Annotated in this window: 19 protein-coding genes; 14 read left to right on the top strand and 5 right to left on the bottom strand. The window is 71.7% G+C overall.

From position 1 onward, the window contains the following. Nucleotides 1-191: 191 nt before the first annotated feature. Together AAH991_RS21300 and AAH991_RS21295 are read right to left on the bottom strand one after the other, a co-directional pair. A complete protein-coding gene (locus tag AAH991_RS21300; protein ID WP_346227625.1) occupies nucleotides 192-725 on the bottom strand; it encodes a ferritin-like domain-containing protein in 534 nt (177 codons plus the stop codon). Further along, complete coding sequence (locus AAH991_RS21295; RefSeq protein ID WP_346227624.1) at nucleotides 718-1,254, bottom strand: hypothetical protein; 537 nt, start codon at nucleotides 1,252-1,254, stop codon at nucleotides 718-720. Before AAH991_RS21295 ends, AAH991_RS21300 begins: the two co-directional genes overlap by 8 nt. 175 nt (nucleotides 1,255-1,429) lie before the next feature. Between AAH991_RS21295 and rimP the strand changes: the two genes are divergently transcribed. The 13 genes from rimP to dapB all read left to right on the top strand — a co-directional run bounded on the left by rimP (nucleotide 1,430) and on the right by dapB (nucleotide 15,835). Next, nucleotides 1,430-1,957, top strand: coding sequence for a ribosome maturation factor RimP (gene rimP / locus AAH991_RS21290; RefSeq protein ID WP_346227623.1), 528 nt, complete (start codon nucleotides 1,430-1,432; stop codon nucleotides 1,955-1,957). Nucleotides 1,958-1,979: 22 nt separating this feature from the next. Next, entirely contained in the window at nucleotides 1,980-2,969 is a 990-nt protein-coding gene (gene nusA / locus AAH991_RS21285) for a transcription termination factor NusA (RefSeq protein WP_346227622.1), read from the top strand. After that, nucleotides 2,953-3,255 carry a YlxR family protein gene (locus AAH991_RS21280; protein ID WP_346227621.1) on the top strand — a complete coding sequence of 101 codons (303 nt, stop codon included), beginning with the start codon at nucleotides 2,953-2,955 and terminating at the stop codon, nucleotides 3,253-3,255. Before nusA ends, AAH991_RS21280 begins: the two co-directional genes overlap by 17 nt. Before the next feature lie 187 nt (nucleotides 3,256-3,442). Next, entirely contained in the window at nucleotides 3,443-6,544 is a 3,102-nt protein-coding gene (infB, locus tag AAH991_RS21275) for a translation initiation factor IF-2 (RefSeq protein WP_346227620.1), read from the top strand. 68 nt (nucleotides 6,545-6,612) lie between these two features. Then, complete coding sequence (locus AAH991_RS21270) at nucleotides 6,613-6,912, top strand: DUF503 domain-containing protein (protein ID WP_346227619.1); 300 nt, start codon at nucleotides 6,613-6,615, stop codon at nucleotides 6,910-6,912. Nucleotides 6,913-6,959: 47 nt separating this feature from the next. After that, entirely contained in the window at nucleotides 6,960-7,448 is a 489-nt protein-coding gene (gene rbfA / locus AAH991_RS21265) for a 30S ribosome-binding factor RbfA (protein ID WP_346227618.1), read from the top strand. Then, complete coding sequence (locus AAH991_RS21260; protein ID WP_346227617.1) at nucleotides 7,445-8,464, top strand: DHH family phosphoesterase; 1,020 nt, start codon at nucleotides 7,445-7,447, stop codon at nucleotides 8,462-8,464. Before rbfA ends, AAH991_RS21260 begins: the two co-directional genes overlap by 4 nt. Next, nucleotides 8,461-9,375, top strand: a complete 915-nt coding sequence (gene truB, locus AAH991_RS21255) for a tRNA pseudouridine(55) synthase TruB (RefSeq protein WP_346227616.1) — start codon at nucleotides 8,461-8,463, stop codon at nucleotides 9,373-9,375. The genes AAH991_RS21260 and truB overlap by 4 nt, the downstream gene beginning before the upstream one ends. 217 nt (nucleotides 9,376-9,592) lie before the next feature. Next, nucleotides 9,593-10,537, top strand: coding sequence for a bifunctional riboflavin kinase/FAD synthetase (locus AAH991_RS21250; protein ID WP_346227687.1), 945 nt, complete (start codon nucleotides 9,593-9,595; stop codon nucleotides 10,535-10,537). A gap of 166 nt (nucleotides 10,538-10,703) precedes the next feature. Continuing rightward, complete coding sequence (gene rpsO / locus AAH991_RS21245; RefSeq protein ID WP_030510715.1) at nucleotides 10,704-10,973, top strand: 30S ribosomal protein S15; 270 nt, start codon at nucleotides 10,704-10,706, stop codon at nucleotides 10,971-10,973. Nucleotides 10,974-11,256: 283 nt separating this feature from the next. Further along, nucleotides 11,257-13,581: a polyribonucleotide nucleotidyltransferase gene (locus AAH991_RS21240; RefSeq protein ID WP_346227615.1), complete on the top strand. Its 2,325-nt coding sequence runs from the start codon at nucleotides 11,257-11,259 to the stop codon at nucleotides 13,579-13,581. Then, nucleotides 13,578-14,888: a M16 family metallopeptidase gene (locus AAH991_RS21235; protein WP_346227614.1), complete on the top strand. Its 1,311-nt coding sequence runs from the start codon at nucleotides 13,578-13,580 to the stop codon at nucleotides 14,886-14,888. The genes AAH991_RS21240 and AAH991_RS21235 overlap by 4 nt, the downstream gene beginning before the upstream one ends. Nucleotides 14,889-15,097: 209 nt before the next feature. After that, complete coding sequence (gene dapB, locus AAH991_RS21230) at nucleotides 15,098-15,835, top strand: 4-hydroxy-tetrahydrodipicolinate reductase (protein WP_346227613.1); 738 nt, start codon at nucleotides 15,098-15,100, stop codon at nucleotides 15,833-15,835. Between the two features lie 64 nt (nucleotides 15,836-15,899). Here dapB and AAH991_RS21225 read toward each other — a convergent pair whose 3' ends face one another. Beyond that, nucleotides 15,900-16,337, bottom strand: coding sequence for a GNAT family N-acetyltransferase (locus AAH991_RS21225; protein ID WP_346227612.1), 438 nt, complete (start codon nucleotides 16,335-16,337; stop codon nucleotides 15,900-15,902). A 400-nt stretch (nucleotides 16,338-16,737) separates the two neighbouring features. Between AAH991_RS21225 and AAH991_RS21220 the strand changes: the two genes are divergently transcribed. Further along, nucleotides 16,738-17,031: a hypothetical protein gene (locus tag AAH991_RS21220; protein WP_346227611.1), complete on the top strand. Its 294-nt coding sequence runs from the start codon at nucleotides 16,738-16,740 to the stop codon at nucleotides 17,029-17,031. A 107-nt stretch (nucleotides 17,032-17,138) separates the two neighbouring features. On the opposite strand, the gene AAH991_RS21215 is transcribed toward AAH991_RS21220, so the two are convergent. Together AAH991_RS21215 and AAH991_RS21210 are read right to left on the bottom strand one after the other, a co-directional pair. Then, entirely contained in the window at nucleotides 17,139-18,386 is a 1,248-nt protein-coding gene (locus AAH991_RS21215) for a barstar family protein (RefSeq protein ID WP_346227610.1), read from the bottom strand. Nucleotides 18,387-18,406: 20 nt separating this feature from the next. Further along, on the bottom strand, nucleotides 18,407-19,279 hold the full coding sequence (locus AAH991_RS21210; RefSeq protein ID WP_346227609.1) for a 1,4-dihydroxy-2-naphthoate polyprenyltransferase: 873 nt from the start codon (nucleotides 19,277-19,279) through the stop codon (nucleotides 18,407-18,409). Nucleotides 19,280-19,314 lie beyond the last annotated feature (35 nt).

Genomic DNA, 19,314 nt, shown 5'->3' with positions numbered 1-19,314 from the left:
CATAGTGCCCCCGTGATCTTGCATAAGGTCACCTCTTCATGGGGTTTGCCTGCGGCTTCTTCTTCCGTGATCTTGCAATTGCAAGATCACGGAAGGGGTTTGCGCGGGCAGGAGGCTCGGGTGCGTGTTATCTGCATGATCACCGAGGCTGGACGCCCTGGTCAAAGGCTCGAGTGCGACAAACTGCAAGATCACGGGCCGGAGGGGGTGGGGGGGTCGGTTTCTGCGGAGCTGTCCGCCGCGGCGGATTCGGCCTCCTGTGTGGGGATGGCGGCGTCGAAGTCGGCGCCGTCCCTGCCCATGCCCGGGAACGGGTCGCCGATCTTCGGCTGCCAGCCGTACGCCCGGGTCGCGCACTCCTGCGCGGTCAGCGCGGCGATCCGCCGCAGGGCGGGGTCGGGCTCGGCGGCAAGCTCCAGGTAGGCCGTGATCATCCGCTGCTCCACGAGCACGGCCAGGCGCACCGCGTCGGCCGGTTTGCGCACCTCGAAGGGCAGGCGGTAGGTCGGGCCCGGTTCGGCGGGGGTGCCGCCCCGCTGGGTGATCAGCGCGCGGAGCTGGTCGCGCCGCGCCCGGTGGGCGTCGAACCCCGCCATGGCGCGCCTGAGCAGCGCACCGCTCGTCTTTCCGCCGATCACTCCGTACGCGAACACGGCGGCGTGCTCGGCGGACAGGACGCGGCCGAGCACGTCGCCGGCCGGCGGCCCGGTCGGGCTCTCAGTCACGCACCCTCCCCAGGGCGACGACGTGGACGGCCTCGCAGGCCCCGATGCTCGCCAGGAGCTGGGAGAGGGCGGGGGAGGCCGCGGCCATCTGCGCCGGGCGCCCCGACGCGGCGCGCCGCTCGGCGTCCCTCAGCGCCTTCACCGAGACCGCCGGCTGCCCTTCCGTCGGCGACCCGGAGGGCGAGGGCGAGGCCGGGGACGGCGGCGCGGAACTCGCGGGGAACGTTCCCGTGCCGTTCGCGGCGGGCAGGAGCACGCGCAGGGCCTGCAGATGGGCCACGTGGCGCTGACGGAACGGCTCCAGCGCCGCGGCCCGGTCCGGCAGAGCGGCGACCGCGCGCCCGTACAACGACACCAGCTGCTCCTTGCCGGCGATCAGCAAGGTGAGCAGCACGGCCTGCGGGTCCGGCGACGCCGGCGCTGCCGGTCGCCGCGGGCTCGACGAGCAGCCGGCCGCGGCCAGGCCCGCCGCGGCGGCGGAGCCCAGCAACACGCGTCTCGTCACCCGTGCCCCGCCGCTGTGTCTCACGACACAGCATCGTACGGCGCGCCGCCCAGTGGTCATCGCCCCGTGACCACGATGATCGTGCACGTGTCGGAGCGCCGCTCGGGTGTGGCGCTGTTTCCACCTCCCGGTGTCGATAGGCTGTTGGCACATCGGGCTAGGCACACGGTCACAGCCACACGGTCATTGGGAGGTCGGCATGGGCAGCGACGCTCGACGCGGCCGCCTGGTTGAGCTGCTCGGCCCGGTGGTCGCCGCCGAGGGTTTCGACCTGGAGGACGTGACGGTAACGCCGGCGGGCCGCCGGCGGCTGGTGCGCGTCGTGGTGGACCGGGACGGCGGCGTGAGCCTGGACGACGTGGCCGACGTGAGTCAGTCGGTCTCCAAGCGGCTCGACGAGGAGGACGTCCTCGGCGGCAGCCCGTACGTCCTCGAGGTCACCTCTCCCGGCGTCGACAGGCCGCTCACCGAGCCGCGTCACTGGCGCCGGGCGCGCGGGCGGCTGGTGAAGGCGGAGCTGCGGGACGGCACCTCCGCGGAGGGCCGCGTGACCGAGGCCGACGAGACCGGCGTGGAGCTGGACGGCACGCGCCGCCTCGCGTACGGCGAGCTGGTGCGCGGCCGGGTGCAGGTCGAGTTCAACCGGCGCGACGCCGGGCTCGACGACGAACTTGACGAGGACCTCGATGTCGACGAAGACATCGACGACGCCGACGACGAGGGCTAGGGGGAGCCTTGTGGACATTGACATGAGCGTCCTGCGCAGCCTGGAGCGGGAGAAGGACATCTCCTTCGACCTGGTCGTCAAGGCGATCGAGGACGCATTGCTCATCGCGTACTTCCGGACGGAGGGCGCGGCGCAGAAGGCGCGCGCCGAGCTGGACCGCGACACGGGCCACGTGATCATCTGGGCGGCCGAGCTGGACGAGAACGGCGACGTCGTGCGGGAGTACGACGACACCCCGTCCAACTTCAGCCGGATCGCCGCCACCACGGCCAAGCAGGTGATCCTGCAGCAGCTGCGCGACGCCGAGGACGAGATCAACTTCGGCGAGTTCGCCAGCCGTGAGGGCGAGCTGGTCGCGGGCGTCATCCAGCAGGGCAAGGACCCGCGGGTGGTGCTGGTCGACCTGGGCAAGATCGAGGCGATCCTGCCGCACAACGAGCAGGTCCCGGGCGAGGAGTACGCGCACGGCGAGCGCATCCGCTGCTACGTCGTGCAGGTGAAGAAGGGGCCCAAGGGCCCGTCGGTCACCCTGTCGCGCACTCATCCCAACCTCGTGAAGAAGCTCTTCGCGCTGGAGGTCCCGGAGATCGCCGACGGCACGGTGGAGATCGCGGCGATCGCGCGCGAGGCCGGGCACCGCACCAAGATCGCGGTGAGGTCGCGCAAGCCCGGCGTCAACGCCAAGGGCGCCTGCATCGGCCCGATGGGCTCGCGCGTGCGCAACGTCATGACGGAGTTGCACGGCGAGAAGATCGACATTATCGACTGGTCGGACGATCCGGCCGAGTTCGTCGGGAATGCCCTGTCGCCGGCGCGCGTTTCCCGTGTCGAGGTGGTCGACGCCGACAGCCGCACCGCGCGGGTGATCGTGCCCGACTACCAGTTGTCCCTGGCGATCGGCAAGGAAGGGCAGAACGCCCGCCTCGCCAACCGTCTGACGGGCTGGCGGATCGACATCCGGCCGGACACCGAGCAGGCACCTGCTGATCCCGCTGATGCGTCGGCAAGGTAAGCTGGAATATGGTTACCAGGCAGCCCCGCTGAGAACGTGTGTGGGCTGCCGGGTTCGCACGGTAAAGTCCGAGTTGCTCCGCCTGGTCGTGGCCGAGGGCGTGATCGTCCCCGACACGGCAGGACGGCTTCCGGGACGCGGTGCGTCGCTGCATCCGTCCCCGCGCTGTCTGGAGCTCGCCGAGCATCGCCGGGCGTTCCCTCGCGCGTTCCGCGCGGAGGGGCCGCTCGACACGTCGCTCTTGCGGGCTCACGTGGAGGGGTTGACGCCGGGGCGGTCCGGGTGAATGGTTACCGCTGGCCCTCGGTATCGGCTCCGGGAGCCAGGGCACGACGAAATTGTCATGTAGGACGCCGAGTTGATGGGCGGAGTCAGATTGCTATGAGCGCCTGATGAGCACGCGGCGATGAGTACGTTCAGGTAGCGACGGTCCGGCGGCACTGCAAGCCTCCCGGGCCGAGTTAGGGAGTGCAGTGGCGAAGGTCCGCGTATACGAGCTCGCCAAGGAGTTCGGGGTCGAGAGCAAGGTCGTCATGGCCAAGCTCACCGAAATGGGCGAGTTCGTGAGGTCGGCGTCCTCGACGATAGAGGCGCCGGTCGTCCGCAAACTGACCGAGGCGTTCAAGGGTGACGCCTCCAAGGGCGGGGGTAGGCCCGCCCGTCCGGCGCAGCCGAAGCCTGCGCCGAGGCCGGCTGAGAGCCAGGCCAACGGGGGCGCCCCGCAGGCGCCCGTTTCCCAGTCCACCGGCGCGGTGGCCAAGCCGGGCCCGAAGCCCGGCCCGCGGCCCGCTCCGCGTCCGGTCCCGATGCCTCACCCGCCGGTGTCCCAGCCGGACACGGCGCGCCCCGAGGCCGCCCGTCCGCAGACGCCGCGTCCGGAGGGTGGCGCGCGTCCGGAGGCCCCGCGTCCTGCGGCCGCGGGTCCCAGGCCGGGTGCTCCCGGCGCCGGCGCGCCGAAGCCCGGTCCCAGGCCGGCCTCGGCCCCGCGCCCGGGCGGCGCACCCGCCGGTCCCGGTGCGCCCACCGGCGGCGCTCCGCGTCCCGGCGGGCCCAAGCCGGGCCCGCGTGGCCCGCGTCCGGGCAACAACCCGTTCTCCTCGAACGCCAGCGGCATGGGCCAGCGCCCGGCGCGTCCCGGCGGTCGCGACGGCGGTCGTCCCGACCGCGGTGACCGTCCCGAGCGTGCGGACGGCGGTCCGCGTGAGCCGCGCCGTGACGGCGGCCGTGACGGCGCCATGCCGCGTCCGCCCGCCGCGCGTTCCGGCGCTCCGGGCGCCGGTGGTCCGCGTCCCGGGCCCGCGGGCCCGCGTCCCGGACCGGGCATGGGCGGTCCGCGCCCCGGCCCCGGCGCCGGTGGCCCGCGTCCGGGCGGTCCGCGTCCGAATCCGATGATGATGCCGCAGGGTCGTCCGGCCGCGCCGGGCGGCGGTGGTCGCCCCGGTGGTCCCGGTGGCGGCGGCGGTCGCCCCGGTGGCGGCGGCGGCCGTCCGGGTGGCGGCGGCGGTCGTCCCGGTGGCTTCGGCGGTCCGCGTCCCGGTGGCGCCACGGGCGCCGGTCGCCCCGGCGGTCCCGGTGGCGGTCCGGGCGGTGGCGGCGGCGGCTTCGCCGGCCGTCCGGGTGGCGGCGGCGGCCGTGGCCGCGGTGGCGGCACGGCGGGCGCGTTCGGGCGTCCTGGCGGCCGTCCGACCCGTGGCCGCAAGTCCAAGCGCCAGAGGCGCCAGGAGTTCGACAACATGCAGGCCCCGGCGATCGGTGGCGTGCAGGTTCCGCGCGGCGGCGGGCAGACCATCCGTCTTCCGCGGGGCGCGTCCCTGTCGGACTTCGCCGACCGGATCGGCGCCAACCCCGCGTCGCTGGTGCAGATCATGCTGCACCTCGGCGAGATGGTGACGGCGACGCAGTCGGTCAACGAGGAGACGCTGCAGCTTCTCGGCGCCGAGCTGGACTACGACGTCCAGGTCGTCAGCCCGGAGGAGGAGGACCGCGAGCTCCTCGAGTCCTTCAAGATCGAGTTCGGCGAGGACGAGGGCGACGAGGCCGACCTCGCGCCGCGTCCGCCGGTCGTGACCGTCATGGGTCACGTCGACCACGGTAAGACGAAGCTGCTCGACGCGATCCGTCACACCAACGTGGTGGCCCGCGAGGCCGGCGGCATCACCCAGCACATCGGCGCCTACCAGGTGGGCACGACGCACGAGGGTGAGCCGCGGAAGATCACCTTCATCGACACCCCGGGTCACGAGGCGTTCACCGCCATGCGTGCCCGTGGTGCGCAGGCCACCGACATCGCGGTGCTGGTGGTCGCGGCCGACGACGGTGTGAAGCCGCAGACCATCGAGGCGCTCAACCACGCCCAGGCGGCGAACGTCCCGGTCGTGGTGGCGGTCAACAAGATCGACAAGGAGGGTGCGGACCCGACCAAGGTGCGGGCCCAGCTCACCGAGTACGGCCTGGTGGCCGAGGAGTTCGGTGGCTCCACCCTGTTCGTCGACATCTCCGCCAAGCAGAGCCTGGGCATCGACAACCTGCTCGAGGCCATCCTGCTGACCGCCGACGCCGAGCTGGACCTGCGGGCCAACCCGGAGATGGACGCCCAGGGCCTCGCGATCGAGGCGCACCTCGACAAGGGCCGCGGCCCGGTCGCGACCGTGCTCGTGCAGCGCGGCACGCTCCGGGTGGGCGACTCGATCGTCTGTGGTGAGGCGTTCGGCCGCGTCCGCGCCATGCTGGACGACAACGGCGAGACGGTCGAAGAGGCCGACCCGTCGCGTCCGGTCCTGGTCCTCGGTCTGACGGCCGTCCCGCGCGCCGGTGACAACTTCATCGTCGTCACCGACGACCGGATGGCCCGCCAGATCGCCCAGCAGCGGGCGGCCAGGCAGCGGATCGCCGACATGGCGAAGTCCGGCCGCCGCCGCACTCTCGAGGAGCTGTTCAAGGACCTCGAGAAGGGTCAGGTCGACGAGCTCAAGCTCATCATCAAGGGTGACGTCTCCGGTTCCGTCGAGGCCCTGGAGGACGCGCTGCTCAAGATCGACGTCGGCGACGAGGTGCGCCTGCGGGTGCTCCACCGCGCGGTCGGCGCCATCACCGAGCACGACGTCAACCTGGCGATGGGCGACGACAACGCCGTCATCATCGGCTTCAACGTCCGGCCCGAGGTTCGGGCGCGGGACCTGGCCGAGCGCGAGGGCGTGGACATCCGGTACTACTCGGTCATCTACCAGGCGATCGAGGAGATCGAAGCGGCCCTCAAGGGCATGCTCAAGCCGGAGTTCGAGGAGGTCAGGACCGGCACCGCCGAGATCCGCGAGGTCTTCAAGGTTCCGAAGATCGGCAACGTCGCCGGTTCGATCGTCCGCTCGGGCGTCATCACCCGCAACAGCAAGGCCCGGCTCATCCGCGACGGTGTCGTGGTGGCCGACAACCTCACCGTCTCGTCGCTGCGCCGCTTCAAGGACGACGCGACCGAGGTCCGCGAGGGCTTCGAGTGCGGTATCGGTGTCGGTTACAGCGACATCAAGGTCGAGGACGTCATCGAGACGTTCGAGATGCAGGAGAAGCCGCGCGTCTGACGCATCGTGCCGCCGCCCCCGCCACGCGCGGGGGCGGCGGCCCGGCGTCCGGGACGTGGTGAGAACCCATGTTCATCGGTGCTCTTACTCTGGACATCCTGCTGGGCGACGTCCGTTCGCTGAAGCAGAAGCGCTCGCTGGTCCGGCCGCTCATCGCCGAGATCCAGCGCAAGTACCCCGCCATCGCCGTCGCGGAGGCGGGGCACCTCGACCTGCACCGGCGCGCCGAGATCGGCGTGGCCGTCGTGTCGGCGTCCGCGGCCAACTGCGACGAGGTGCTGGACGCCTGCGAACGCCTGGTCGCCTACCATCCCGAGATCGAGTTGCTGTCCGCGCGACGGCGGCTCTTCAACGACCACGAGGAATAGACGGCCCGGCCCGCGCGTCAGCCGTACAGATACGAGGGAGCGTGAGCATGGACGCAGCGCGTGCCAGAAAGCTGGCCGACCGCATCCAGCAGGTGGTCGCGGAGATGCTGGAGCGGCGGATCAAGGATCCGCGGCTGGGGTTCGTGACGGTGACCGACGCCAAGGTCACCGCGGATCTGAGCGACGCGACCGTCTACTACACGGTGTTCGGCTCCGAGGCGGAGCGGGCCGACACGGCCGCCGCCCTGGAGAGCGCGAAGGGCATCATCCGGTCCGAGGTCGGCCGGCAGACCGGCCTTCGGCACACCCCCAGCCTCACGTTCGTGCACGACCCCCTCCCCGACAACGCACGTCACATGGACGACTTGTTCGCGCTCGCCAAGGCCAAGGACGCCGAGGTCGCCCGTCAGGCGGAGGGCGCGAAGTTCGCCGGGGACGCCGACCCCTACCGCTTCGAAGAGGACCTCGACACCGAGGCGGCCGAGGAAGAGGGCGAGGACGAGCCCTCCGGCCGGGCGGGACGCCCCGCGCGGTGACCACGATCGACGAGACGGCGATCGGCGAGACGGACTGGCGGCGGGCGGCCGATCTGATCGACGCCGCCGGCTCCCTGGCCCTCGCCTGCCACGTGTCCCCGGACGGGGACGCCCTCGGCGCGATGCTCGGCCTGGGGCTGGCGCTCGCCCGCACCGGGAAGAAGGTCGTGGCGTCCTTCGGCGACCGGGTCTTCGCGGTGCCCCGGCTGCTGCGGTTCCTGCCCGGGCAGCGGCTGCTGGTGGAGCCGTCGGCCTATCCCGCCGAGCCCGACCTGATGGTCACCTTCGACGCCTCCACGATGGAGCGGCTGGGCCTGCTCGCGCCCCACGCGGGCAAGGCCGGCGAGCTCGTCGTGATCGACCACCACGTGTCGAACACCCGCTTCGGGACGGTCCACCTCGTGGATCCCACGGCGGCCTCGACCACGATGGTCGTCGAGGAGCTCATCCGCCGGCTCGGGCTCACGGTGGACCGGGAGGTCGCCACCTGCCTGTACGCCGGCCTGGTGACCGACACCGGCTCCTTCCGGCACTCCATCACCACTCCGGCCGCCCACGCCATGGCCGGCCGGCTGCTCGCCACGGGACTGCGCCCGGAGGAGATCGCCAGGGAGCTGTGGGACCGCTCGCCGTTCGCGTACCTGCGGGTGCTCGGCACGGCGCTCGGGCGGGCCGCTCTGGAGCCGGACGCCGCGGGCGGCCTGGGGCTGGTGTGGACGTACGTGAGCCGCGCCGACCGCGCCGCGGAGGGCCTGCCGTACGACGAGGTGGAAGGCATGATCGACGTCGTGCGCCGGGTCGACGAGGCGGAGGTCGCGGTCGTCCTCAAGGAGGACGACGAGGGCGGCTGGAACGTCTCGACCCGGTCGAAGGGCGCGGTGGACGTGGCGCGGGCCTGCGCCGCGCTCGGCGGCGGCGGCCACCCGCGTGCCGCCGGATTCTCCTCGGCGCTGTCGGTGGCGGACACGCTGGCCGCCCTGCGTCCTCACCTCGCCCCGGAAGGGAGCCGGCCGTGAGCCCGGCACAGCCAAGAAGGACACAGCCCAGAAGAACTCCTCCGCCGAGCGGCCTGATCATCGTGGACAAGCCGTCCGACTGGACGTCGCACGACGTGGTCGGCAAGATGCGCGGCGTCGCGGGCACCCGCAAGGTCGGCCACGCGGGCACCCTCGACCCGATGGCCACCGGCGTGCTGGTGATCGGGGTGGAGAAGGCGACCCGGCTCCTCGGGCACCTCGCGCTGACCGAGAAGGTCTACGAGGCGACGATCCGCCTCGGCGTGACGACGAACACCGACGACGCCGAGGGCGAGGTGGTCGCCGCCACCCCGGCCGGGCACGTGACCGACGAGCAGGTGCACAAGGGCGTCGCCGCGCTCACCGGTGAGATCATGCAGGTCCCGCCGCAGGTGAGCGCCATCAAGGTGGACGGCCAGCGGGCCTACAAACGGGCCCGCGCCGGCGAGGAGGTGGCGCTGGCCGCCCGGCCGGTCACGATCCACGCGTTCGAGGTCGGGGAGATCAGGCGGACCCCGGAGACGGTGGACCTGGACGCCGTGATCACCTGCTCCAGCGGCACCTACATCCGGGCGCTGGCCCGCGATCTCGGGGCGTCGCTCGGCGTCGGCGGCCACCTCACCCGGCTGCGCCGCACCCGGGTCGGGCCGTACGGCATCGAGGCGGCCCGCACGATCGAGGACCTCGCCCGGGAGTGCGTCATCATGCCCATGGCCGACGCGGTGGCGGCGGCCTTCCCCCGCAGGGACGTGGGCGAGGACGAGGCGCGGCTGGTCGCGCACGGCGGCAGGCTGCGCGCGGCGGGCCTCGGGCCCGGCCCGATCGGCGTCTTCGGGCCGGACGGAGCGCTGCTCGCGCTCGCGGAGGAGCGTGGCGGGACGGCCCGGCCTCTGGTCGTCTTCGTCTCCTGACGCCGGGGCTGGTTCCCCGGCAGCCCGCGGGGCATGGCAGTCTGTCTACTGCGCTTCCCACGCGAGGCAGGAAAGTGCGAGGGGCGCGGCCGGGTCTGGACTGAGGAGCGCGCGGAGCGAGGAACGAGCGAGCACGTACCGAGGGAAGACACGGCCTATGGGCGCCCCGAGGCGCCGCGCCGAAGGCGCGGCAGATGAACACAGAAGCGAGGTCGAGGTGCAGAGCTGGCACGGGCTGGACGAGGTCCCACAGGACTGGGGCAGGTCCGTCGTCACCATCGGCGTGTTCGACGGCGTGCATCTCGGTCACCAGCGGATGGTGACCCGCACGGTGGACATGGCCCGCGGTCTGGGGCTGCCGGCCGTGGCCGTCACCTTCGACCCGCACCCCGACGAGGTCGTACGGCCCGGCAGCCACCCGCCGCGGCTCACCTCCACCGCCCGCCGGGCCGAACTGCTCTTCGCGCTCGGCGTGGACGCGGTGTGCGTGCTGCCGTTCACGCTGGAGTTCTCCCGGATGTCGCCGGACGAGTTCGTCCAGACGGCTCTGGTCGACCGGTTGCACGCGGCGGGGGTCGTGGTGGGAGAGAACTTCCGCTTCGGCCATAAGGCGTCGGGCGACCTGGAGACGCTGCGGACGCTGGGGGAGAAGTACGACTTCACGGCCGAGGGAGTGCCTCTGGTCAGCGACGGCGACGCCATCTCCTCCACGTTGATCCGTGAGCGCCTGGCCGACGGCGACGTCGCGGGCGCGGCCGCCCTGCTGGACCGCCCCCACCGGGTGGAGGGCGTGGTGGTCCGCGGACACCAGCGCGGCCGGGCGCTCGGCTTCCCCACCGCCAACGTCGAGTCGCCGCCGCACACGGCCATCCCCGCCGAGGGCGTGTACGCCGGCTGGCTGCAGTGCGTGCAGAGCCCCTCGCCGTACGAGGGGGAGCGCTGGCCGGCCGCGATCTCGATCGGGACCAACCCCACGTTCGACGGAGTGGAGCGCACGGTCGAGGCGTACGCGCTGGACCGCGACGACCTGGACCTGTACGGCGCGCACGTGGCGGTGGACTTCGGCGAGCGGCTGCGCGACACGCTGAGGTTCGACTCGATCGAGGCGCTGATCGAGCAGATGCACGCCGACGTGGCCCGGGCCCGGGAGCTCACATCCTGAAGGGCCGGCGTGACGCGGTGTGTCCTACGGGCTGGTAGGGTTGTATGTCAGCCATGTTCAGGTGGCGTTAGCCACCCGGCTGTCCTGTCACGGCGACTGTAGGCACGCACGGTCGTTCGCGGGCTGGGAACCGTTGCGCGTGCCACTTCATCAGAACGGAGAAGCAGTGTCGCTTGACGCCGCTACCACCAAGTCCATCATCGGCGAGTACGGCACCAGCGAGGGTGACACCGGGTCGCCGGAGGTCCAGATCGCGCTTCTGAGCAAGCGGATCAGCGACCTCACCGAGCACCTGAAGACGCACAAGCACGACCACCACAGCCGTCGTGGTCTGCTCCTGCTGGTGGGCCGCCGTCGCCGGCTGCTGAAGTACCTGCAGGCCAAGGACATCACCCGCTACCGCTCCCTCATTGAGCGGCTGGGCCTTCGCCGATAAGGTGAGGAAGGAGCGGCGATTCTTCGCCGCTCCTTTTCCATAACGGGCCACAATGGCCTGAGCGAAACAACTGAATAGCCGAGACCAACTGCCCCGCGTCCGCAAGCAAGCCGCAGCGCGATCCCGCGGCGTGAGAGGGCCGGTCCTCGGTAGTGGCCCCCGGTCGGCACGGCGACAGCCGTTTGTACGGACCGGGCGCTTCGATCGAAGACCGGCACTGCACCTGAACGGGGAGCCCGGCGACCGAGGACGCGGGAGACCGACCCGAAAGAGGAGGTCCCCCGTGGAGGGTGTCCACAGCACAGAGGCCGTCATCGACAACGGCCCCTTCGGCACGCGCACGATCAGGTTCGAGACCGGGCGGCTCGCCCGGCAGGCGGCGGGAAGCGCCGTCGCGTACCTGGACGACGAGACGATGATCCTGTCCGCGACCACCGCGTCGAAGCATCCCAAGGAGAACCTGGACTTCTTCCCGCTCACGGTCGACGTCGAGGAGCGGATGTACGCGGCCGGCCGCATCCCCGGCTCGTTCTTCCGCCGGGAGGGCAGGCCGTCCGAGGACGCGATCCTCACCTGCCGCCTCATCGACCGGCCGCTGCGCCCGTCGTTCGTCAAGGGCCTGCGCAACGAGATCCAGATCGTCGCGACGATCATGGCCCTGCACCCCGAGCACCTGTACGACGTGATCGCGATCAACGCCGCGAGCATGTCCACGCAGCTCGCCGGGCTGCCGTTCTCCGGCCCGATCGGCGGCGTCCGCGTCGCGCTGATCGACGGCCAGTGGGTGGCGTTCCCGACCCACACCGAGCTCGAGCGCGCCACGTTCGACATGGTCGTCGCCGGGCGCGTCCTGGCCGACGGCGACGTCGCGATCATGATGGTCGAGGCCGAGTCGACCCGCGACACGCTCAAGCTGGTCGCCGAGGGCGCGGTCGCCCCGACCGAGGAGGCCGTGGCCCAGGGCCTGGATGCCGCCAAGCCGTTCATCAAGGTGCTCTGCGAGGCCCAGTCGAAGCTGGCCGAGGTCGCCGCCAAGCCGACCGCCGAGTACCCGATCTTCCTCGACTACCAGGACGACGTCCTGGAGGCCGTCGCCGCCGCCGTCAAGAGCGAGCTCGCCTCCGCCCTGACGATCGCGGGCAAGCAGGAGCGCGAGCTGGAGATCGACCGCGTCAAGCTGCTGGCGGCCGAGAAGCTGCTGCCGGACTTCGAGGGCCGTGAGAAGGAGATCGGCGCCGCGTTCCGGTCGCTCACCAAGAAGCTGATGCGCGAGCGCGTCATCAGCGAGGGCGTCCGCATCGACGGCCGCGGCCCGAAGGACATCCGGCAGCTCAACGCCGAGGTCCACGTGGTGCCGCGGGTGCACGGGTCGGCCCTGTTCGAGCGGGGTGAGACGCAGATCCTCGGCATCACGACGCTGAACATGCTGCGCATGGAGCAGATGATCGACACGCTCAATCCCGAGCGGACCAAGCGCTACATGCACAACTACAACTTCCCGCCGTACTCCACGGGCGAGACGGGCCGCGTGGGCTCGCCGAAGCGCCGCGAGATCGGCCACGGCGCGCTGGCCGAGCGGGCGCTGATCCCCGTGCTGCCGTCGCGCGAGGAGTTCCCGTACGCCATCCGGCAGGTGTCGGAGGCGCTCGGGTCGAACGGCTCGACCTCCATGGGGTCGGTCTGCGCCTCCACGATGGCCCTGCTCGACGCGGGCGTGCCGCTCAAGGAGATGGTCGCCGGCATCGCGATGGGCCTCATCGGCGAGGGTGACACCTACGTCACGCTGACCGACATCCTCGGCGCCGAGGACGCCATGGGCGACATGGACTTCAAGGTCGCCGGCACCAAGGACCTGATCACCGCGCTCCAGCTCGACACCAAGCTGGACGGCATTCCGGCCCACGTGCTCGCCGCGGCCCTGAAGCAGGCGAGGGGCGCCCGGCTGGCGATCCTCGACGTGATGCAGGAGGCCATCGACTCTCCGGCGGAGATGAACCCGACCGCGCCGCGCATCATCACGATCAAGGTGCCGGTCGACAAGATCGGCGAGGTCATCGGCCCCAAGGGCAAGATGATCAACCAGATCCAGGACGACACGGGCGCCGAGATCACCATCGAGGACGACGGCACGATCTACATCGGCGCCACCGACGGCCCGTCCGCCGAGGCCGCCCGTACGCTGATCAACGGCATCGCGAACCCGCACATGCCGGAGGTCGGCGAGCGTTACCTGGGCACGGTCGTCAAGATCGCCGCCTTCGGCGCGTTCGTCTCGCTGCTGCCGGGCAAGGACGGCCTGCTGCACGTCTCGCAGATCCGCAAGCTGCACGGCGGCCGGCGTATCGAGAACGTCGAGGACGTCATGAACGTCGGCGAGAAGATCCAGGTGGAGATCGCCGAGATCGACTCGCGCGGCAAGCTCTCGCTGGTGCCGGTCGAGGTGGTCGAGAAGGAGGCCGCCGAGAAGGAGGCCGCGGCCGAGAACGGCGAGGCCGCGCCCGCCGCTCCCGCCGAGGCCGCCGACGCTCCGGTGGAGGAGGAGCAGCCGCGGACGCCGCGCCGCAGCCGCAGCCGCACCCGTGGCGGACGTGACGAGCGCAACTCGTGACGACCGAGACGCTGTTCCCGGGCAAGGACGGTGCGGGGGTCATCCGCCGCACCGTCCTGCCCGGCGGCCTGCGGGTCGTGACCGAGACGATGCCGACCGTGCGAAGCGTGGCGGTCGGCCTGTGGGTGGGCATCGGTTCGCGTGACGAGGCCCCCGAGCACATGGGGGCCACCCACTTCCTGGAGCACCTGCTCTTCAAGGGCACGCCCACGCGTGACGCCATGGAGATCTCGGCGTCCATCGAGGGCATCGGCGGTGAGATCAACGCGTTCACCGCCAAGGAGTACACCTGCTACTACGCCCGGGTGCTCGACGAGGACCTGCCGCTGGCGATCGACGTGCTCGCCGACGTGGTGACCTCCTCGCTGATCACCGAGGAGGACGTGGAGTCGGAGCGCGGCGTGATCCTGGAGGAGATCGCCATGCACGACGACGATCCCTCGGACGTGGTGCACGAGCAGTTCTCCGCCGAGTTGTACGGCGACACGCCGGTGGGCCGCCCGATCCTCGGCAACGAGGAGTCGATCAACGCGCTCACCCGTGACCGCATCCACGAGTACTACCAGCGGTTCTACATCCCGCCCCGCACGGTCGTGTCGGTGGCGGGCAACATCGACCACGAGCGGGTGGTCGCGCTGGTCGCGGCGGCGTACGAGCGGGCGGGCGCCCTCGGCGGCTCCGCCGAGCCCGCGCCCCCGCGGCTCGGCGGTCCCGGCGTGGACGTCCGCAGCGGCGTCCGGGTGCTCGACCGGCCCACCGAGCAGGCCAACCTGGTGCTCGGCATGACCGCCGTCCACCGCAACGACGACCGGCGCTTCGCCCTCGGCGTCCTGAACGCGGCGCTCGGCGGCGGCATGTCGTCGCGGCTGTTCCAGGAGATCCGGGAGAAGCGCGGCCTGGCCTACAGCGCCTACAGCTACACCTCCCAGTACGCCGACACCGGGCAGTTCGGCATCTACGTGGGCTGCCTGCCCTCGAAGGTGGACGACGTGCTCAAGATCTGCCGCGACGAGGTGGCCCGGGTCGTGGCCGAGGGCATCACTCCCGAGGAGATCGCCCGCGGCAAGGGCCAGATGCGTGGCGGACTGGTGCTCGGCCTGGAGGACACCGGATCGCGCATGTCCAGGATCGGCAAGAGCGAGCTCGTGTACGAACGGCTCATGACGGTCGACGAGGTGCTCGGGCGGATCGAAGGGGTCACCCCCGAGGAGATCGCGGCGGTCGCCGGGGACATCCTCAACCGGCCGCTGACGCTCGCGGTGATCGGGCCCTACTCCGACAAGGACTTCGGCTTCGCCATCGCCTGACCGTGCCGCTGGAGGCCGCGCCGGCGCCGTCGCGCGTCGCGCGGCCTCTCGCGTCTTCGTGACGTGCGGGCCGCCCGCTCGTCGCGGGCCGCCACGCGTCCGCCCGTTACGGCTCTCGCCACGGCGGCGCCTCCCGCCGTCGCGGGCACGGGCGCGCCGGGCCGCTCCTCGCCGTCCCGGCTCCCGCCGTCACGTATAGCCTTGGGCGCGTGATTAAGGTCGGTGTTCTTGGCGCCCGAGGGCGCGTGGGTGTGGAAGTGTGCAAGGCCGTCCAGGCGGCCGACGACCTGGAGCTCGTGGCGGAGGTCGACAAGGACGACCCGCTCGACGCGCTGACCGGCGCCGAGGTGGTGGTGGACTTCACCCACCCCGACGTCGTCATGGGCAACCTCGAGTGGTGCATCTCCCACGGCATCCACACGGTCGTGGGCACGACGGGCTTCGACGCCGGACGGCTGGACACCGTGCGGGGCTGGCTGGCCGCCAACCCGGGGACCAACGCGCTGATCGCCCCCAACTTCGGCATCGCCGCCGTGCTGATGATGCACTTCGCGGCGCAGGCGGCCAAGCACTTCGAGTCGGTCGAGATCGTCGAGCTGCACCACCCGCACAAGGCCGACGCGCCCTCCGGCACCGCCCGCCGCACGGCGGAACTGGTGGCGCAGGCGCGGCACGAGGCCGGGCTCGGTCCGTCTCCCGACGCGACGACCACCGCCCTCGACGGCGCCCGGGGTGCGACCGTGGGCGACGTCCACGTGCACGCCGTACGGCTCGCCGGGCTGATCGCCCACCAGGAGGTCATCCTCGGCGGTGAGGGGGAGACCCTCACGATCCGGCACGACACGATGAGCCGGGCGTCGTTCACGCCGGGCGTCCTGCTGGGCGTACGCCGCGTGCCGGAGCTCGACGGCCTCACCGTGGGCCTGGAGCGCCTCCTCGACCTGTAGAGCGGTCACAGCGGCCCCGCCGCCCGGCCTGTCGTCGTAGGGGACGGGCCCGGGCGGCGCCCGTTCACGATCTGCTCAGCGTGATGAACGGGCCGCCGCCCTCGGGCGGGTGATAGCGGTCCACCTCGGTGAAGCCGTGTGCTTCGGCGAAGCGCAGACCGTCGGTGTTGGACGCCAGCACGACCGTCTCGATCACGCTCGCGCCGAGCGAGCGCGCGTGAGCCATCGACCGCGCGTACATCTCCTCGCCGTAACCCCGCCGCCGGTAGGCGGGAAGCACACGCACGATCACGGTCGCGACCGGCGAGCCGTTCCCGGGCGGACGCACGGTGGAGCAGCCGACCAGCTCGCCGCCGGCGTAGGCCACCTCCAGGTGGTTGCGTCCTGCGCGTTCGCGTACCTCGTCGAGGGTCAGCGGGTCATCGGGAATGATCACATTGTGGGCGTGCCGCCAGTCCTCGAGGGTGGCGTCGGTCACGGAGTCGATCCGCAGGGTGGGCATGGGAGACATGCAAGCGACGCCCCGCGTTCCGCGACAAGCGATTTTCGCATTGCGGGCATGAGCGGGCGCCTTCGGTGTTTCGGCGGTATCTTCCCAGTTCACGCGGCAAGAGGCCGCTCAGGGAGCGCCAGTCGTCCATCCGGTGCGGCAAACATCATCCATGCGGTTCAGGTCCTTCTCCAGAACGGTTTTCGGTGGTCCGAAGCGGTCCGAAGTCCCTTCCGCCCTGCGGCAAGGTTGTCCCCCGGACCGCCGCCCGGCGATCCGTGCGGAACGACGACCCCCCGGAGAAAGGCATGACCACCATGGCGGAGATGGACCTGGACATCCAGCACGCACAGGGCGCGAACGTCCGTCTGTCCAGGCGGCGCGCGACGACGCGATGGAGTTCCGCGCGCGCATGGACTCGCGCTTCGCGGAGATGAGGGCCAGGTTCGACCTCGCCGACGAACGGTTCACCGCGATGGAGGACCGCTTCATCGGCGTCGGGACCCGGCTCGAAGTCGTCGGCCACCGCCTCGACGGCCTGGACGCGCGTATGGATCGCGTGGAGACCCGGCTCGACGGCATCGACCGGCGACTGGACGGCATGGATGCCCGGTTCGACGCCGTGGACCGGCGGCTCGACACCATGGATGAGCGGTTCGACGAGGTGATCGCGCTCATCAAGGACCGGCTCGTGGGCCAGGGCTGACCGCCTCAAGGGCGACCCGCTCCTCCATGGGAACCTCCGGATGCGGCCCGGGTGCCAGTACGGCCTGCCGCATCCGGAAGTGTCCGAGCACCAAGCGCAACCGCCGCTCAGCGCAGCTGGACGGTGACGCCTGCCCGGGCGAACATGCCGAGCAAATCGTCCATCGTGACGGCCGGGCCCCAGGACCGCAGGTCGTACGGGGGCCTGTCGTAGCCGGGGACGAGATGGTCGCGGGCCACCTCCGCGTGGTGCCAGACGAGCCGGAAGGGCCGGGCGGCGCCCCATCCGCCGCGCAGACAGTCGTCGAACGCGTCGAGGTTCCAGCCGAAGTAGCCGCCGGGACCGTTGACGGCCTCGCCGACGGCGCAGTAGAAGCCCTCGATGTCGGTGACGAAACGGCCGTCGAGATCGTAGGTGAGACCCGGCGGCCGGTCCGGCTGATGGGGGCGGTGGAACAGCGCCGCACCGGCCCACTCGTGCCGCAGTCCGCGGTCGTACCCGGCCCAGAGGTTACGCCGGGAGGGCCGCCCCGCGTACCAGAGGTCGTAGATCTCGCGAGCGCCGTCGGGGAACGGCTCGTCGAAACCGCCGTGGAGGGTGATGTCGAGGAGCCCGGCGTCCAGCCGGGAGGGGGCCGATCCGATGACGACGGCGGACAGCACCTTGTACGTCCTCGCCGCGCGACCGGCGGCGTCGACGGCGTGGACCGTCGCCTGAAGGTGCCGGTTCCTGGCGGACCGCCGCCGCATCAGCGTGAGGAGCGGTTCCTCCGGGCGGCAGCCGACGAGGGTCACCGGCTGCTCCACGGGGAACGGCCGGTCGTGGAAGACCCCGATCGTGCTGCGGCAACTGCCCAGCGGCTCGTTCCCCTGGCCGTGGAGAAGGAAGCCCCGCGCCTCCGGCGGGTGCGCGGGCGGCCAGTGCATCTCCGGCAGGATGCGCAGGCGCCCGCGCAGCTCGGCGTCCACGAGGCCGTCGCCCGCGATCGAGGGCCGATGGCCGAGCACCTCCACGTCGAACAGCTCTTCCATACAGGAGCAGCCGACGTCGTAGCGCTGGCAGCCCCCCGGCACGGGGTCGCTGTGCACCGGGTCGAGCATGACGGCCGGCAGCCACGCTCGGGCCTGAACGTCACCGGAAGGCGCTGACGCGGCCTGCAGAGCCTCGCGCAGGGGACCGGCCGGGTCGCAGCCGACCAGGGTGAAGCGCTCCGGTTCCGGCGGCGGCTCGGGTTCGGCGAACAACCCGTCGATGCCGGCGCACACCCCCAGCGCGGCGCCGGTGTCGCCGGTGTACTCGTCGACCAGCAGCCACCGCAGTGGCGGGTCCTGATCCCAGGTCCACGGATGCTCCATCGGGCCTCCTGCGGTGCCGGTCAGAACAGGGCCAGGCCGAGGGTGAACAGGGCGCCGAAGACGAGTTGCAGGCGGCCGGTCTGCTGGAGCGTCGCGATGAGCGCGGGGCCGGTCGCGCCGGAGCGGACCGTCCTGATCGGAGCCACCACGAGGGGGAGCGCCAGCACGGTCAGCGCGGCGAAGGGCCTGAACGGCACCAGGGCGAGCGCGCACACGAAAGGCAGCACCAGGGTCGCCGAGTAGGCCAGGCGCGTGCGGGCGTCACCCAGCACCACGGCCAGCGTGCGCTTGCCGGAGGGGCCGTCGGTCACGATGTCGCGCAGATTGTTGACCATGAGGAGCGCGCAGGCGAGCAGCCCTACGGGCACGGCCGCGGCCAGCGAGAGCCAGGTCAGCCGCTCCACCTGGACGTACGTCGTCCCCGCGACGGCCACGAGGCCGAAGAACACGAAGACCGAGATCTCCCCGAGCGCGCGGTAGCCGTACGGGCGGGAGCCTCCGGTGTAGAACCAGGCGGCCAGGATGGAGGCGAGGCCGACGAGCAGCAGCCACCAGGCGCGGGTGGCCACCACCAGGACGAGACCGGCCACCGCAGCGGCGAGGAAACAGCCGAGAGCGGCGGCGAGCACCTGCTTCGGGGCAGCGACGCCCGAGCCGACCAGCCGCAGCGGGCCCACCCGGTCCTTGTCCGTGCCCTTCACGCCGTCGCTGTAGTCGTTGGCGTAGTTGACCCCGACCTGCAACGCCAGGGCGACGAACAGCGCGAGCGCCGCTCGCCACCAGACCGCGCCGCCCTCCGCGACGGCGGCTCCGGTGCCGACGGCGACCGGGACGACGGCGGCGGGCAGCGTACGGGGGCGTGCGCCCGCTAACCATTGAGCTGGGGTGGCCACGTGACTCCCTTTTCCTACCTGTGCGTAGCCGGTGA

Source organism: Microbispora sp. ZYX-F-249 (genome assembly GCF_039649665.1).
GTDB lineage: Bacteria > Actinomycetota > Actinomycetes > Streptosporangiales > Streptosporangiaceae > Microbispora > Microbispora maris.
The sequence above is the reverse complement of the archived record's forward strand: the minus strand, read 5'-3'. Positions and strand labels throughout refer to the sequence as shown.